16 protein-coding genes are annotated in these 15,396 nt (G+C 30.4%); 2 read left to right on the top strand and 14 right to left on the bottom strand.

Translation table 11 applies throughout. The features are described from left to right. Window positions 1-132: 132 nt before the first annotated feature. From mnmA to aroQ, 11 genes are read right to left on the bottom strand one after another with little or no spacing between them, the layout of a single operon-like run. Window positions 133-1,149, bottom strand: a complete 1,017-nt coding sequence (gene mnmA / locus L8W68_RS02425) for a tRNA 2-thiouridine(34) synthase MnmA (RefSeq protein ID WP_214135637.1) — start codon at window positions 1,147-1,149, stop codon at window positions 133-135. Beyond that, a complete protein-coding gene (locus L8W68_RS02420; RefSeq protein ID WP_114640015.1) occupies window positions 1,112-1,747 on the bottom strand; it encodes a TIGR00730 family Rossman fold protein in 636 nt (211 codons plus the stop codon). The genes mnmA and L8W68_RS02420 overlap by 38 nt, the downstream gene beginning before the upstream one ends. Beyond that, complete coding sequence (fliY, locus tag L8W68_RS02415) at window positions 1,744-2,583, bottom strand: flagellar motor switch protein FliY (protein WP_039617433.1); 840 nt, start codon at window positions 2,581-2,583, stop codon at window positions 1,744-1,746. The genes L8W68_RS02420 and fliY overlap by 4 nt, the downstream gene beginning before the upstream one ends. Then, window positions 2,573-3,664, bottom strand: coding sequence for a flagellar motor switch protein FliM (gene fliM, locus L8W68_RS02410; protein ID WP_087700665.1), 1,092 nt, complete (start codon window positions 3,662-3,664; stop codon window positions 2,573-2,575). The genes fliY and fliM overlap by 11 nt, the downstream gene beginning before the upstream one ends. Next, window positions 3,664-4,350, bottom strand: coding sequence for an RNA polymerase sigma factor FliA (locus L8W68_RS02405; RefSeq protein WP_039627867.1), 687 nt, complete (start codon window positions 4,348-4,350; stop codon window positions 3,664-3,666). The genes fliM and L8W68_RS02405 overlap by 1 nt, the downstream gene beginning before the upstream one ends. After that, complete coding sequence (locus L8W68_RS02400) at window positions 4,337-4,693, bottom strand: hypothetical protein (RefSeq protein WP_087700664.1); 357 nt, start codon at window positions 4,691-4,693, stop codon at window positions 4,337-4,339. The genes L8W68_RS02405 and L8W68_RS02400 overlap by 14 nt, the downstream gene beginning before the upstream one ends. A 14-nt stretch (window positions 4,694-4,707) precedes the next feature. Further along, entirely contained in the window at window positions 4,708-5,571 is an 864-nt protein-coding gene (flhG, locus tag L8W68_RS02395; RefSeq protein ID WP_039625269.1) for a flagella biosynthesis ATPase FlhG, read from the bottom strand. Beyond that, window positions 5,564-6,946, bottom strand: coding sequence for a flagellar biosynthesis protein FlhF (flhF, locus tag L8W68_RS02390; protein WP_263674871.1), 1,383 nt, complete (start codon window positions 6,944-6,946; stop codon window positions 5,564-5,566). The genes flhG and flhF overlap by 8 nt, the downstream gene beginning before the upstream one ends. An 8-nt stretch (window positions 6,947-6,954) precedes the next feature. Further along, a complete protein-coding gene (folK, locus tag L8W68_RS02385) occupies window positions 6,955-7,428 on the bottom strand; it encodes a 2-amino-4-hydroxy-6-hydroxymethyldihydropteridine diphosphokinase (protein WP_263674870.1) in 474 nt (157 codons plus the stop codon). A gap of 1 nt (window position 7,429) precedes the next feature. Continuing rightward, window positions 7,430-8,455, bottom strand: a complete 1,026-nt coding sequence (locus L8W68_RS02380) for a M24 family metallopeptidase (protein ID WP_263674869.1) — start codon at window positions 8,453-8,455, stop codon at window positions 7,430-7,432. Then, entirely contained in the window at window positions 8,455-8,934 is a 480-nt protein-coding gene (aroQ, locus tag L8W68_RS02375) for a type II 3-dehydroquinate dehydratase (RefSeq protein WP_263674868.1), read from the bottom strand. The genes L8W68_RS02380 and aroQ overlap by 1 nt, the downstream gene beginning before the upstream one ends. An 88-nt stretch (window positions 8,935-9,022) precedes the next feature. Between aroQ and L8W68_RS02370 the strand changes: the two genes are divergently transcribed. Continuing rightward, window positions 9,023-10,246, top strand: coding sequence for a metal-dependent hydrolase (locus L8W68_RS02370; protein WP_263674867.1), 1,224 nt, complete (start codon window positions 9,023-9,025; stop codon window positions 10,244-10,246). After that, on the top strand, window positions 10,234-11,127 hold the full coding sequence (gene sppA, locus L8W68_RS02365) for a signal peptide peptidase SppA (protein WP_263674866.1): 894 nt from the start codon (window positions 10,234-10,236) through the stop codon (window positions 11,125-11,127). Before L8W68_RS02370 ends, sppA begins: the two co-directional genes overlap by 13 nt. On the opposite strand, the gene ribD is transcribed toward sppA, so the two are convergent. From ribD to L8W68_RS02350, 3 genes are read right to left on the bottom strand one after another with little or no spacing between them, the layout of a single operon-like run. Then, window positions 11,124-12,116, bottom strand: coding sequence for a bifunctional diaminohydroxyphosphoribosylaminopyrimidine deaminase/5-amino-6-(5-phosphoribosylamino)uracil reductase RibD (gene ribD, locus L8W68_RS02360; RefSeq protein WP_263674865.1), 993 nt, complete (start codon window positions 12,114-12,116; stop codon window positions 11,124-11,126). The genes sppA and ribD overlap by 4 nt on opposite strands. Window positions 12,117-12,124: 8 nt before the next feature. Next, complete coding sequence (locus L8W68_RS02355) at window positions 12,125-13,507, bottom strand: McrC family protein (RefSeq protein ID WP_263674864.1); 1,383 nt, start codon at window positions 13,505-13,507, stop codon at window positions 12,125-12,127. Continuing rightward, complete coding sequence (locus L8W68_RS02350; protein WP_263674863.1) at window positions 13,500-15,350, bottom strand: McrB family protein; 1,851 nt, start codon at window positions 15,348-15,350, stop codon at window positions 13,500-13,502. Before L8W68_RS02350 ends, L8W68_RS02355 begins: the two co-directional genes overlap by 8 nt. Window positions 15,351-15,396: the final 46 nt, after the last annotated feature.

The raw sequence follows: 15,396 nt of genomic DNA, 5'->3' as shown, positions 1-15,396 counted from the left end.
CCGAGTATGATGGCCTTACTCTTGAAAAAAGATTAAAATAAGAAATTAATTTCAAGCTACCACTTAATAGTAAAATAATTTTACAAAACTAAATTTTTAACTCCTGCTATTTAAAAACATCAAATTTTAGCATTATTTTATAAATCCACTTGCAAGAACTAAATCTTTATCATAAAATACTGCCATTTGTCCGCTAGCAAGCCCATAAACAGGCTCTTGTAAGATGATTTTTGCACTTTTATCTTCATTAATCAAAACTTTACATGGGGTTGATCTTGACCTATAGCGTATTTTTACTTCACAATCTAACTCTTTAGCATCGATAAATAAATTAATATTATCAAGATTAAATTCACTTATCTTAAGCTCTTCTTTTTTACCTACTATGATTTCATTTTTCTTAGGATCAATTTTTAATACAAAATGTGGCTCATGAGCCCCACGCACTTCAAAACCTCTTCTTTTACCTATGGTATAATGCATATAACCTTCGTGTTTTCCTACTTCTTTACCGCTACTATCTCTTACAATACCTGGAATTTTAGTATCCATAAACTGATCTAAAACTTGCACATAAGTATCTTCCACAAAACAAATTTCAGAACTTTCCTTTTGTGTTGCAAAAGATTTTAAAACATCGATTGTGGAAGCAAATTTTTTCACATCTTCTTTTTTCATCTCTCCAAGAGGGAAAATCAAATATTCCAAAGCCTCTTTATCTGCATTTGCTAAAAAATAACTTTGATCCTTACTCTCATCAACCGCAGTTTTGATCAAACCATTTTCTATCCTTGCATAATGACCTGTGGCTAATTTTTCACAACCCAAACTCTTAGCAAATTCCAAAAGCTTACCAAGCTTGATAAAGCGATTACACAAAGCACAAGGATTTGGCGTCTTTCCTTCTTTGTAGGTATTAACAAAAGGCATATAAACTTGATTTTTAAAATCTTCTTGTAAGTCTAAAATATGGTATTTAATGTCTAAAAATTTAGCAACTTTTTCAACTTTTTGTATATTTTCTTCATGATAATTAGCTTTTCCATGAAGCTTCATATAACAACCTATGATCTCATGTCCTGCTTGTTTTAATTTATAAGCAGTTACAGTACTATCCACACCCCCACTCATTGCAACAAGAATTTTCATCTTTTTCCTTTATCATTCTTATAATTTCATCTAAATCATCACTTATACTATACTTTAACTCATCATTTTTAGATATAGTTCCAAGTCCTAGTAAAGAAGTTTTGATAAATTCATCAAGAGGTTGCCAAAATTTTTGCCCAACTAAAATAATAGGAACATCTTTTTTAAAACTAAGTTGTTTAAGAGTAAGAATTTCAAAAAATTCATCTAATGTTCCAAAGCCGCCTGGGAAAATCACAAAAGCTAGACTCTTTTGAATAAGAGCCATTTTGCGAATGGCTAAGCTCTTAAAAGTGATATTATACTCTAAAAAATCATTTGCTTTTTGCTCAAATGGTAAATGTATATTAAATCCAAAAGATTTTAAGTGTGAAGTTTGACTTTGCATAGCCCCATAATTTGCAGCTTGCATAATGCCACCGCCACCACCACTGATGATACTATAACCAAGATCTGCTAACTTTTGAGCTAATTTTGAAGCCAAAATACAATACTCATTATCTTCTTTTAAACGCGCAGAGCCAAAAAAGGTTATGCCTTTTTGAATTTTTTCTAATTCTTTAAGATAAGCAATATCTTCAATGATATATTCTTTCATCTTAGTTGCTCTAATCTTTCTTTTTTAGAGCCTATTTCAGTAATTTGCACTCCAAAGTTTCCATCTACGATAACTACTTCCCCATAAGCAATTTTTTTATCGCCTATTAAAATTTCTAAAGGATCATTTGCTAATTGATCAAGCTCGATAACCGAACCTATATCCATAGTTAAAACATCTTTTAAAAGCATTTTTTTACTACCTATACGCACTCTTATAGGCAAACGCACATCCATGATCAAACCGATATTTCTTAGCTCTTCTACATTAGCCAAGGCTTTATGATCTTGCGTATGATCTTCATTTGTTGCTACGATTTCTTCTAAGTCAGTTTTAGTTAAAATCTTATAAATTTTTTCATCAAAAACTAAAGAAATTTTTTCTTCTAAATCAGCTATTTTTACATTGTATAAATATAGCTTATGAAAACCACCAAGTTCTAAGCTATCTGCAACAAATTCACAATTTTCTAGACTAAACTCCATTTTTGGAATTTCTTTTTGTGCGCCTAAAGTTGTAGAAAATGCTGAGATGATATTTTGTATAGCTTCTTTGGCTGCATCCATTTCATCTTCATTTAGCTCACTGTTTTTGGAGATTTCTTCTTCTCCCATCATCCACTCACCAATTGCACTCATTAAAACTGCACTTGCTAGGATTTTGATTTTCATTTCATTATTAACGCTAAAAGTAGCGCTAACCAATGGCGGAGTCATAGAATCTTGAGAATTTACATCATACTCATAATACTCGCTAAATTCAGCACTTTTTCCTGTTAAACCTTCTATTGTACTTACACATTCATTGACGAATATGCCTAAAAAATCATTGATCATCGTCTTCCTCTTCTAGTTCTTCATTATCATCATACGAATTTGCTTTTGCTCTTCTTTCATCTTCATATTTTTCAAGCATTTCTTTAATCTCATCTTTATCAGTTTTGATAAGTTCTAAGATTTTAATTGACTTTCTAAATCTATGAAGTCCCACTTGAGCTAAAAATACTTCTTTTTTATCAATAGCTACTATAGCTTTATCATCTGCACTTCTATCAAGCTTTAAAATATCCCCTTGTTTTAAATCTAAAAATTCATTCACATTGATAAAAGTTTTACCAAGCATAGCTTCATAAATTACCTCAGCACGGCCGATCAAGGTTTTAAGCTCTTTATTTCTTGACTTTTTGGCTGAAGTTTCACCCATCATAATATCACGATTTGCCAAACGACTCAAAATACTTTCCAAATGCACAACAGGATAACAAATATTTACCATACCGCTTGAATTTCCGATGATAATCTCCATTACCACCATGATAACAATCTCATTTTGTGAAACAATTTGCACAACATTTGGACTTGATTCTTTCGCTTCTACACTTGGATAAATTTCAGTAACATTCATCCAGCTTTCTTTAAGCCTTTGCATAATAATACGCAAAATAGAATCAAGCAAATTAAGCTCGATTTCTGTAAGCTCTCTTAAGGTATCAAAACTCTCCCCTTGACCACCTAAAAGTCTATCTATCATAGGGAAAGCAATGCTTGGATTAATCTCTAAAACGCAGTTTCCATCTAAAGGCTTAATTGAAAAAACATTAAAGCTTGTTGGCGAAGGTAAAGACATCAAAAACTCACCATAAGTCATTTGATCTACTGAGTGAAGTTTAATCTCAACTATACTTCTCATCATAGATGAAATTTGTGAAGCAAGATTTCTTGCTAATTTATCATGAATCCCTTTGATAGAACGAAGCTGTTCTTTAGAAACCCTATTTGGACGCTTAAAATCATATACTACTATATCTCTTTTATCTTCTATTTCTTCTAGTTTTGAAGAAGCAGTACTGTCATCACTATCATCATCAACAACTTCTAAAAGAGCATCAATTTCTTCTTGGGAAAGTATCTCAGCCATTAAACTAGCCTTTCTCTAATCTTCTTAAGCAAACGCTTATGAATTTGTGAAATTCTTGACTCGCTAATCTCTAAAATCTCTGCGATTTCTTTTAAATTTAATTCTTCATAATAATAAAGCTGTATTACAAGCTTTTCTCTTTCTTTAAATTCTTCCAAAACTGCGTTGATTTTTTCTATTAATTCTTCTTTTTCTATTTGTTCTATGATATTGCTATCATTAAAGCAATTTAGTTGTTCGTCCAAAGGCATAACAAGCGATATAGCATGAGCTGCTCTTGCTTCTTTAACCTTTTCTACTTCTAAATTAAGTCTTTGTGCTAAATACTCATCATCAGGTTCTTTTTCATTTTCTTGATAAAACTCATCTATAATAGCGTCAATATCTTTAATGATTTTTCTATTACTTCTGCTCATTACATCAAGGCTTCTTAGATAATCAAGCATAGCTCCATTTACTCTTTTTCTTGCAAAGCCCCAAAAATTATCATTTTGTTCTTTATCATAACGGCGTGAGAGTTTAATCATCTCTTCTACGCCGATACTAATTAAATCATTTACATCAATACTCGCAGGCAAACGCTCTTTAAGTCTAAAAGCCATAGCTCTTAATGCTGGCATATAAGAGATGACTAAGTCATCTTGTTCTTTTTTTAGCGTAGAAGCATAGGCATTATGCGGCTGCATGTTTTACTTTTCTTTTTGAAGAGCTTTCAAGTTTTTTAAGGTCTTCACGCTCTTCTTGAAGTTTTTCAAGCAAGTAATCCATTTTCTTTTCTCTTGCAGCTAATTCTGCTATAAAACTATTGTTTTCATTTTCGTATTTTTCTTTATTAAAGCTTCTACCGCTAATTTTATTTGCATCTACAAAGATCATAATTACTATATGGATTAACACATAAAATACAAAAGTAATCAAACAAGTATATACAACTATCTCTACTGCATCTTCTATATTAACTATGGTAAACATTAATCCTATAAAAAAACCACAAACAGTAAAAAAAGCAACAAAATTCTCTGGTCTCATCTTTTTCCCTCAATCTAAAAACGATCCAAAAGCTTTTTGAAAAAACTCATAATGCTTTTATCTCCCACATTATTAAGCACTTTTTGTTCCAACCTATATAAAAGCTTAGAAGCTATGGTTTTTAGCTCATCACTTGCATTAGTATCATCATCACTAAATAAAGTTCTTTTTTTAATACTAGAACTAATATCTTTACTTTGACCTAAAAATCCTAAAAATTCTAAATTTAAATTATGCTTAATGTTAATATCTGCTACTTTTTTAATATTATCAAAAATTCTCAAAGCCTCATTTTCATTTTTAACAACATTAAACACCATTAATAAATTCTCTTTAGTTTTTGAAGTGGTTTTTATAGTAGCATAAGCATCAGTAATCGCAGCAGGATCAGGCACAGTGATGACAATAACTTCATCAGACATTTCTAAGAAATTTCCTATATTACCACCTATACCTGCTCCTGTATCAATGATTAAAAAGTCTAAATCATCTAAAATACTTGTTTGATTTAAAAATCTCTCATAAATATTTTTATCATTGTATTTTAAAATTTCATCGCCACTCTCACCTGGGATAAGCCATAAATTTGGCTTTACTTCTATTAAAATATCCTCTAATGAACACTCGCCCTTTAAAACATGCAAAAGGTTTTTTTCTACACGCACATTTAAAATCACATCTAAATTTGCAAGCCCAATATCTGCATCAAAAAGCCCTACTTTATAACCATTTTTAGCTAGGATGTTGCCCAAATTTGCACTAAAAGTACTTTTTCCAACCCCACCTTTACCGCTAGTAACTGCGATAAAATGAGTATGTTTTACATTTGAGTTTTCATTTTTTACTAGATCTTTTAATTTTTCTGCTTGATTACTCATTTTCATCCCTTCTAAAACCTTCTAACACGCAACGCACTAAAAAGTCACTATTAGCCACTTCTATATCATCAGGTACTTCTTGACCTATGGAAAAAAAGCTCATCGGAGTGCTAGTTTCATAAAGTAAAGAAAACACATTTCCAAATACTTTTGTTTCATCAAATTTTGTAATGATTAAGGTGTCTATATTTAAAAACGAAAAATTATTATAAGTTTCTAATAAATCTTCATATTTTGTATTTGCTGAAAGCACTAAATTTACATCAATTTGTGCATTAGAATGTGATAAAAATTCTTTTGTTTTTTCAAGTTTTGCCTTATCGTACTGTGAATTTCCGGTTGTATCTACTAAAATAACCTCACAAGTATTTAAACTTCTAATCGCATCATCTAAGTCGTTTGGCTCTATGCTATCAATGATAGGAAGTTTCATCATCTTAGCATATTGAAAAAGTTGCTCTACCGCACCTATTCTATAAGTATCAAGAGTTATAATACCGGTTTTATAGCGTCTATCTCCATAAGCATAGCGAAAAGCAAGTTTAGCTAAAGTAGTAGTTTTACCCACTCCTGTTGGGCCTACTAACATCATGATTTTTTGCTTTTTAATTTCACTTTCTAAACGACATGGAAGCATATTACGCAAAAGTGAGTAAAAATACCTTTGCACTGCTTCTTGATTTGCTTTCATAGTGCTTGGCATATTTTCAATAGTCGCTTTCATAATCGCTTCTAAATGCGCTTCTTGCATACCACTTGCTTTAGCTTGCTTATAAATACTTGCAAACTCAGGCGGTATAGCTAATTCTTTGCGTAAATCTGCCTTATCATCCCACATCATATCCACAAGCAAATTCATTTTATCATTAAGCTTGTTCATTTGTTTTTCAAAGGCTTCAATTTTTTTATCATAATTTGGATTTGGCATAGAAAAATCTTGATAGTTTGAAACCTTGCTAATTTCTGAGCTAACCTGAGAAAGCTTGTTTTTTAAATTTAAAAAATTATCATCTTTTTTGCTTGTATTTAAATAAGGATTAATAGGTTTTTGCTTAGCTTTTGAAGAAAAATCAAGCACTACATCTTCTTCTTTTTTTTCATCTTCAAGTTTTGGAGCTTGAATTTTAGCCTCAGGAAAACTTGCTGTATTTGGTTTTTTCTTTGATGGCATAGGTAAATTATTTTGTTTTAAATGCTCTTCATAATCAGCCTCTTCAATCGCCACTATAACCTCATATAAAGGTTTTTGATTGATAGTTTTTGGACGAATTTGCTTATTAGTTACTATCAAAGCCTTATCGCCATAATCTTGCTTAACCTTAGGTATAATCTCATCTGTGCTTTCAACTGTAAAAGTATGAATCAATTGTCCCATATTTTTCCTTATCTTAACAAGCCCAAAGGCAAAGTTACGCTAATTCTATCGTTTACCCCCGCATGAGGCACTGTGCAATACTCATCTTTACGCGCTTTTTTTGAAAAATACAACAAATCCAAATCAAGCGTTCTAGGAGCATTTTTAAAAGTTCTTTTTCTTTTGAATTTAAACTCATAAAAAAACAAAACTTTTAAAAGTGCTCTTGCATGCAAACTTGTACTTACAACCATCACTGCATTAGTAAAGTCTTTTTGCTCTTCAAAGCCAAAAGCCTTATTAATCAAAAATGGCGATGTTTGCAATACTTGCAAACGTTTATCTTGCATTAAAAGCCTAAATAAACTCCGAAAGCGTTTTTTTTCATCTTCTATATTACTTCCAAGTCCTATAATGGCTATGTATTTTCCTTTTTTATCTGCCTTTGAATAAAAAGGAAAAAAACGAATTTTTTCTAACCTTCTAGCTCCTTTAATCAGCAAATTATAACACCACTGCCTTTTCTTTATCAAGATAGACCATATCTTCTATCCTAATACCAAGTTTATCTTTGATATAAATTCCAGGTTCAATGGTAAATACCATACCTTCTTTTAACTCATAATCACTTCTTGGACTAATGTTTGGTAACTCATGTATATCAAGTCCCACTCCATGCCCCAAACTATGAATAAATTCTTTTTCAAAACCTGCGTTTTTAATCACTTCTCTTGCGATAAAATCAAGCTCACTTGCCATCATACCAACGCGTGCTTTTTCAATAGCTTGAAGTTGGGCTTGCTTAACCACTTCATAAATTTGCATAATTTCTTTATCTTTAAAATTTGGCTTATTTTTATCAAATACTATGCCACTCTCATCAAAACAAGCCGTTCTTGTGCGATCAGAACAATACCTTTGATAAACCACACCCGCATCAACTAATAACAAATCTCCATATTCTAAACATTTATCACTAGGTAAAGCATGTGCTTTAGCCGCATTTTCATTAATAGCCACAATAGGTGAAAAAGAAAGTCCTAAAGCACCTTTTTTTTGAAAAATTTCACATGCTTTAAAATGTAATTCTTTTTCGCTTTTTCCATAGCCTTCTTGGCTGATAAATTTAGCAAATTCTTCAAAGCATTCTTTGCCAAAATTTACAGTCTTTTGCAAAAGTTGTAATTCCTTAGCATTTTTTATAATGCGTTTGTTTTTACTCAAGTCTAATTTTTCTTCAAAAACGATATTTGCACTTTTACTAAGTTCTTTAAATTCAAAATAGCTAAAGTCTTTTGGGTCAAAACACACCCTATCAATTCCTGCTTTTTCTAAAAGCTCTCTAGCACTAGTAAAAAGATCTTGTGCTAAAACTACCTTAGCATTTTTTATCATTTCGCTAGCTTCAAAGCTATATCTTGCATCAGTAATGAAAAAAGCTTTATCTTCAAGTTTTAAAAACAAAGCATTATCGCAAGAATAGCCACACTCATAAAAAAGTGCATTTTCGTTTTTTAAGATAAAATTCATTAATTTGCTTGTTGTGCTTTTGCTTGAGCTGCTTTATATGCATTGATTTGATCAAAAATTTGGAAAAGTCCCATTAAAGCCATATGATAACCAAAAGGACCAAAACCTACCACACTACCTGCACAAACTGGCGCTATCATGCTTTTTTGTCTGAATTCTTCTCTTCTATAAGTATTGCTAATATGCACTTCAATCACAGGCATATTAATCGCTGCGATCGCATCGCGGATTGCTATAGAAGTGTGTGCATAAGCAGCTGCATTAATAATCACTCCATCTACACTACCTAAGCATTCTTGAATTTTATCAACTAACTCACCTTCAAAATTGCTTTGAAAAAACTCAATCTCTACATTAGCTTGTTTTGCAGCTTGTTTCATTTGCTCATGGATATCTTCCATTTTCATATTGCCATAAATATGAGTTTCTCTCACACCAAGCATATTGATGTTTGGTCCTTGTATCACCATAACTTTCATAATCTAACCTTTATTTAGTAAAATTTACTATATTATAGCATTTTAAAGCTAAATTTTAGCTACAATTTCCCTTTTTAAAGGAGGTAAAATGTTTATAATAACACCTAAAATCATCCTAACTTGCGATGATGATTTTAATATTTTAGAAAACAAGGCAGTTCTTTTTGATGATAATATTTTAGAAATTGATAGCTTAGAAAATTTACAAAAATCCTACCCACAAGCTAAGCTTATACCAACTCCAAAAGATACTTTACTTTTGCCTGCTTTTATCAATCCACACACGCATTTAGAATTTAGTGCAAATAATGGAAATTTAGTATTTGGAGACTTTTTAAAATGGCTTGATAGCGTTTTTAATAACCGCGAGCAATTAAACGAAAAAGCCAAAGAAAAATTAATCTCGCAAAATATCCATAAAATGCTAAAAAGTGGCACTGCTACTATAGGAGAAATTTCAAGTTTTGGGAGTGATTTAAACCCTTGTGTCAATTCACAAGCTAGAGTGATATTTTTCAATGAAATTTTAGGCTCAAATGCAAATTTTATCCAAGCTAAAAAAGAGGAATTTTTAACTCGTTATGAAAAAAGCATGCATTTTAAAACTTCTAAATTTATCCCTGCTATTTCAGTACATGCACCCTACTCAACCCACCCAGAACTTGCCAAATTTGCTATAAAACTTGCTAGAGAAAATGATCATTTGCTAAGTACGCATTTTCTTGAAAGTAATCATGAAAACAACTGGCTAAGGTTTAAAAAAGGTGGTTTTAAAAAGAGCTTGGCTAAATTTAACAAAAACCCTATGCCATTTTACACTTCAAAAAGCTTTTTAGAGCTTTTTAAAAATCAAAGGACTTTATTTACTCATTGTGTGTATTTTAAAGAATGGGATTTGCTAGATAAAAATTTACACTCGATCACGCATTGTGCTTTTTCAAACAGACTTTTGAGTAAAAACACTTTTAAATTAAAATCTGCTTTAAAAAATGGTGTTAATATCCACTTAGGAACTGATGGCTTAAGCTCAAATACTTCTTTAAGTATGCTTGATGAAATGAGAGCAAATTTACTTATACATGATGATTTAGAGTTAGAAAATTTTGCTAAAATATTGCTTTTAATGGCAACAAACAAAGCCGCAAAAGCTTTAAATTTAAACCTAGGTCAAATTCAAAAAGGCAAAATAGCTGATTTTAGTCTTTTTGCTTTACCAAATAGTGTAAATTTAAAACAACTTCCTTTGCAATTTATCTTACAAAGCAAAGAAGTATTAAAACTTTTTATAGAAGGGAAAGAATGCAAATTATAAAATCATTTTTTAAAGGAATTGGAAAAATCATCTCTTATATCAACACTTATTTTAAAACCTTTGTGTTTTTATTTATCGTGTTTTTAATCCTTACTCCAAGCGGGGATAATGCCAAACTTTCTAATGCAAACCTAGCACAAATTAACCTTAAAGGTGAAATTAGCGATGCGAGTAATCTTTTAGAACAAATTTACAAAGTCAAAGATGATAAAGCTATAAAAGGGGTTTTGCTTTTTATAGATAGCCCTGGTGGAGCTTTTGCACCAAGTATGGAAATAGCTTTAGCTATACAAGATCTTAAAGCTAAAAAGCCTGTGGTAGTCTATGCAGGTGGAACTATAGCAAGTGGAAGCTACTTAAGTGCAGTAGGAGCTGATATGATCATCGCTAATCCTGCTAGCTTTGTAGGATCTATTGGGGTAATTATGCAAGGCTTTGAAGTAAGTGAGCTTGCACAAAAACTTGGTATAAATGAACAAACTATCAAAGCAGGAAATTACAAAGAAGCGGGAACTTTCATGCGTAAATGGAGCGAAGATGAAAAAGACTTTTTACAAAATTTAGCTAATCAAAGCTATGAGCTTTTCACACAATTTGTAGCTAAAAATCGTAAATTAGACTTAAATCAAACAAACTCATGGGCTGATGCGAAAGTATTTTTAGCAAACGAGGCTTTAAAATTAAAACTCATTGATAAAATAGGCAATTACGAGCAAGCCAAAAAAGAGTTAGAAAAACTAGCCAAAGTGCAAAACCCTATCTGGCAAAAAGAAGATGCTATAGATAAGTTTTTAAAACGATTAGAAGAGCAAAGTGCTAGCTTTTTTGCTAACACTTTAGCGCAATTTTTCACACAAGTAAGCTCACAAAAAATCTACTAAGATTTAATAATCTCATAAAATCCATAAGTATCATTTTCTAAAAAGCCTTTGTATAAAGGCTTTAGCTTTAAATCTAACTTAACATTTTCAAAGGTATTTAAATTCGAGCTTGAAAAAATCAAAAGCATATCTAACTCATCTTTAAAGGCTTTTAAAAAATTCTCCCCACCCTCATACATAATAAACTTTGCTTTGCTAGGAATATTTGTAAAAATTTCTCTTTCAGCTACGCTAAATAAAGGAATGTTTGGATCAAAGCTTTCTAAATTTTGACGGCTTAGTATGCATAAATTTGGTGCTTTAGCTTGAGCTAGCCTTGCATCTAAAATAGGCCTATCATGCCTTATAGTTTCTCCGCCCACTACAAGCAAATCAAGCTTTGAGCGCAATGCATGAGCATAGGTTCTACTTGCTTTAGAACTTACGATTTTACCATAAGCAGAGCCGTTTAAAGAAAGGGCTAGTTTAAAAAATTTAAAGCTTGATTTTTGCCATTTTAAAAAAGGCTTTAAAAGCTCTTTGGCTCTTTTCTCGCAAATTCCCATGTGAACTTTTATGCCTTGATTTTTTAAAAACTCTGCCCCACCGCTTGCGAGCTTATGCTCATCTTTAGTGGCGATAAAAACTTCGCTAAAACCAAGCGTGCTAAAAAGCTTTGCACAAGGTGGGGTTTTACCCTGGTGATTGCAAGGTTCTAAACTCACATAAGCACTAGCGCCTTTTAATAACCCCTGATGATTTTGACAAATAAACTCATGCAAATCGTTTGCATTTTGTGGTAAATCTAAATTTGGATTAAGCACTTTTAAGGCTTTACTCACTGCTTCAAGCTCTGCATGAGCTTTACCTGCTTCTTTGTGCGCTTCTATGCTTAAAATTTTGCCATTTTTATCTAAAATCACACAACCTACGGCTGGATTTGGGTAGGTTAAAAGCTGATATTTCCAAGCTTCATCTATGGCTAAATTCATATAAAATTCGTGATTCATATTACTTCCTAAAAAGGCAAAGGTGCAAAAAATACCTTAAGCTTTACATGCTCATCGCAAGCTTTTAAAAAACCTTGTGCTAAAAACTTAATATCTTTAGTTTTTAATTTCTCTCTTAAGTCAAAAGTTCTCTCGCATAGAGGATAAATAAGATAAATTTCCTTTATCTCGTATTTGTTTGCATAAGCAAACATTTGGTATAAATCGCTTTGCGATATGCCATGCTTTTTCTCATCTTCGTTATCATCTGGAATTTTCCATTTGGTATCTAAGATCATTTTATTTTCTATATATAAATCAGGCTTTAACATAAAACATTTTTCATCATTTTTTGAGATTAAATACTTTCCACTGCTTTGGGTTTTTATATTTTCACTAGGATTAGCAAGTTTAAACATATAAGCTACATAGTTTTCAAAAAGTTTTTCCATAGGAAAAAGCAAAGCAAAGGCTTCTTTTTTACCTTTATATGGAGCAAAGCTTTGATTTTGTAAAAATACCTTACACCAAGAAAGTATATTTTCATAATAATCAAAATGTCTTGAAATTTTAAAACTAAAATCTTTTTCATAATTTTTAGAAAATTCTACCTCATCAAGCATTTGCATAGCTTTGATGATTTTAAATTTATTCAAGCTTGTTTTGGATTTTAAAAAATTTAGCGTTGATTTTATCAAACGATTTGGCGCTATGTCTAAAACAAATTCATCACTACTTGTAAAAAATCTTTCTTTGTGTATTAAATTTGATTTTATATGCTCATTAAATAGTAATTTTCCTTTTAAGAAAGCTCTGTTTTCTTTGCTACTTACATAAGATCTCATCAAACCTTTTTTATACACACTATCAAATTCATCTAAAAACATCGTGATAAATACTTCAAACAAAGGCATTTTGGCAATTTGCAAAGATGAAATTTGAGACTTTTTAAAGGGAGAATTTTTTAAGGTTTTTAGCATGTTGATTAAAAGATTTTTGGGGTTGAAATTTATCTCTTTTATACTATACCATTTCTTTACTTTAATGTTTTTCACAATTTTATATTCTTGAAAATAGCTAAAATTAGTATATAATTTATTACCATTGCTTATTGTATAGGCGTAATTTAACTTACTCTTTGAAACTTTCAAAGATTTATCTTTTTTTTCTTTATAGCTATCCAAATTTGTGCATTTTGGCAAAATTTCTAAAACACCGCTTTTAGTCTGTATAATACCAACATAATTTTTAGCTTTTAAGGCGTTTTTACTTTTAAAGCCTAGAAGACTTTCATTGTTTTTTGCGAAGTCTTCTAGCTCTTTATAAAATATTTCAGCTTTTTCTTTGAAAATTTCTTTTAAATCTTCTTTAGAAAAATCTTGGTATTCGATGATAGAAAAGGTGTTATTCATTTTCGTTTTTTGTTTTATTTGTTATTTTATCATCATATATTGCTTGATATGTTTTTATATCGTTCCAAATTTCATCATCAAATGGAGCAATACTATAAATATTTCTCTCATTATCAACATTATATAAATTCTTTTTTTGAAGATATTTATCATCTTTTTTATCTTCAAAAATCATACCATTATCATTTAAAACTGCATTTATCAAAGCATAATCATTGTAAAAATACTCTTGCAATAATGGGATAATTTTATTTTGAAAAACATTTTTTAAATCATTTAGGTCTTTAATACCCATAAAAAATGCATGGCCTATAGTCTTTTCTCTATCTAGCAAGTATTCTATACGCGTATTGATAGCTTTTAATAATTCTTGTAAATCTATATCTTCAATTTTAGATAGTTTACTAGGTTTAGGCATCATCTCGACAAATTCAAAGCGTCTTCGCAAAGCTGTATCGAGTGAAGTTATACTTCTATCAGCTGTATTCATAGTACCTATGATATAAACATTTTTAGGCACTCCAAATTCTTCACCGCTATAAGGCAATCTTACTCTCAACTCTTCTTTTTCACCTATTCTTTTGCTAGGCTCTATCAAGGTTATAAGTTCACCAAAAATCTTACTTACATTACCACGATTAATCTCATCTATGATGATTATGTAAGGTAAATTTGTTTTTTCATCTTTTTCTTTGTAATCTTCTAAACCCTGTAATTTTAGATAATTCAATATAGCTTTAACATATGCTGAATTATATATTTCATCTGTACTGGAGGTTTTATATAGTTTTTCTATATTATCTATATTTACTGGATAATCTCTATAGTTTTTACTCATATCATCAAATTTAATTCTAAATGTTTCTCCTCCTCTATATTGAATAGAATACTTAGTATTTGGCAATTCAAAATATTTTTCTGGATTATTATCATCTTCTTTTGTTTTTTCTTTTAATTTATCTATGTAAAAGTTAAAATTTTTGATACTATCTCTATTATCCAAAGCTTTTTTACAAAGTTCCTTAAAGACCCCATCTTTTATTTCATATTTTAATTCTTGAATATTATCATCATCGTTTAATATAGGTTTTATGCCTTCTATAAATTCTTCATATCCATAGCTTTGATGAAAAGTGGTAAAAACTATTTGCCCATTTTTTACATACTCATCAAATAATTCTTTTCTATTTTTTCTATCATCTTTGCTTGGAATTTGTATTTTTTCTTCTTTTGATATAATCTCTAAAGCCTTATCTATCGTTTGATAAGTTTTTCCTGTCCCTGGAGGCCCATAAAGAATTTGATTTAAAGGCGTATTGTTCTTCATCATATTATAGTCCTTTATAATTTTAAAATCATCTTTAGATAAATTATTTATATAGTTTGATAAGTATAAAAATACATCAAATAACCTATCTTTTATTTCTTCAAATTTATCAATTTTTTCTTCAAATTTATAATCGAGTATATTGTCTTTTTGCATTTTAAGCAATGCATTACACTTCTCTTCTTCTTTGGTAACTATGCGCATATAGATATCATCCCTTGACACTCCAAACCATATATAAATACCATGCCAAGCGGATCTACCTTTTTTAAACTTTATATACTCTTCTTCTTCAAATTCTTTATATAATGCAAACCCTTTATATTCATCCTTTTGGAGTGTTTGCAATCCGGTATATAATTTCCACTCATAGCTTTCAAAAAAATTTTGAATATCTTCTATGTCGTCCTTGAAAGTAGAATTGCGATCATTGTAAAATTTCATTGCCAAATCAATCATTTTTTTAAAAATATCTTGGATTTCTTTCTTGTTATTTTCAGAAAATATTTTTGACATTTAACATCCTTGATTTTTGTTTTTTATAAAAAATAATTAAATTATA

The organism is Campylobacter sp. FU_497 (genome assembly GCF_025772425.1).
Classification (GTDB): domain Bacteria; phylum Campylobacterota; class Campylobacteria; order Campylobacterales; family Campylobacteraceae; genus Campylobacter_D; species Campylobacter_D lari_C.
The sequence above is the reverse complement of the archived record's forward strand: the minus strand, read 5'-3'. Positions and strand labels throughout refer to the sequence as shown.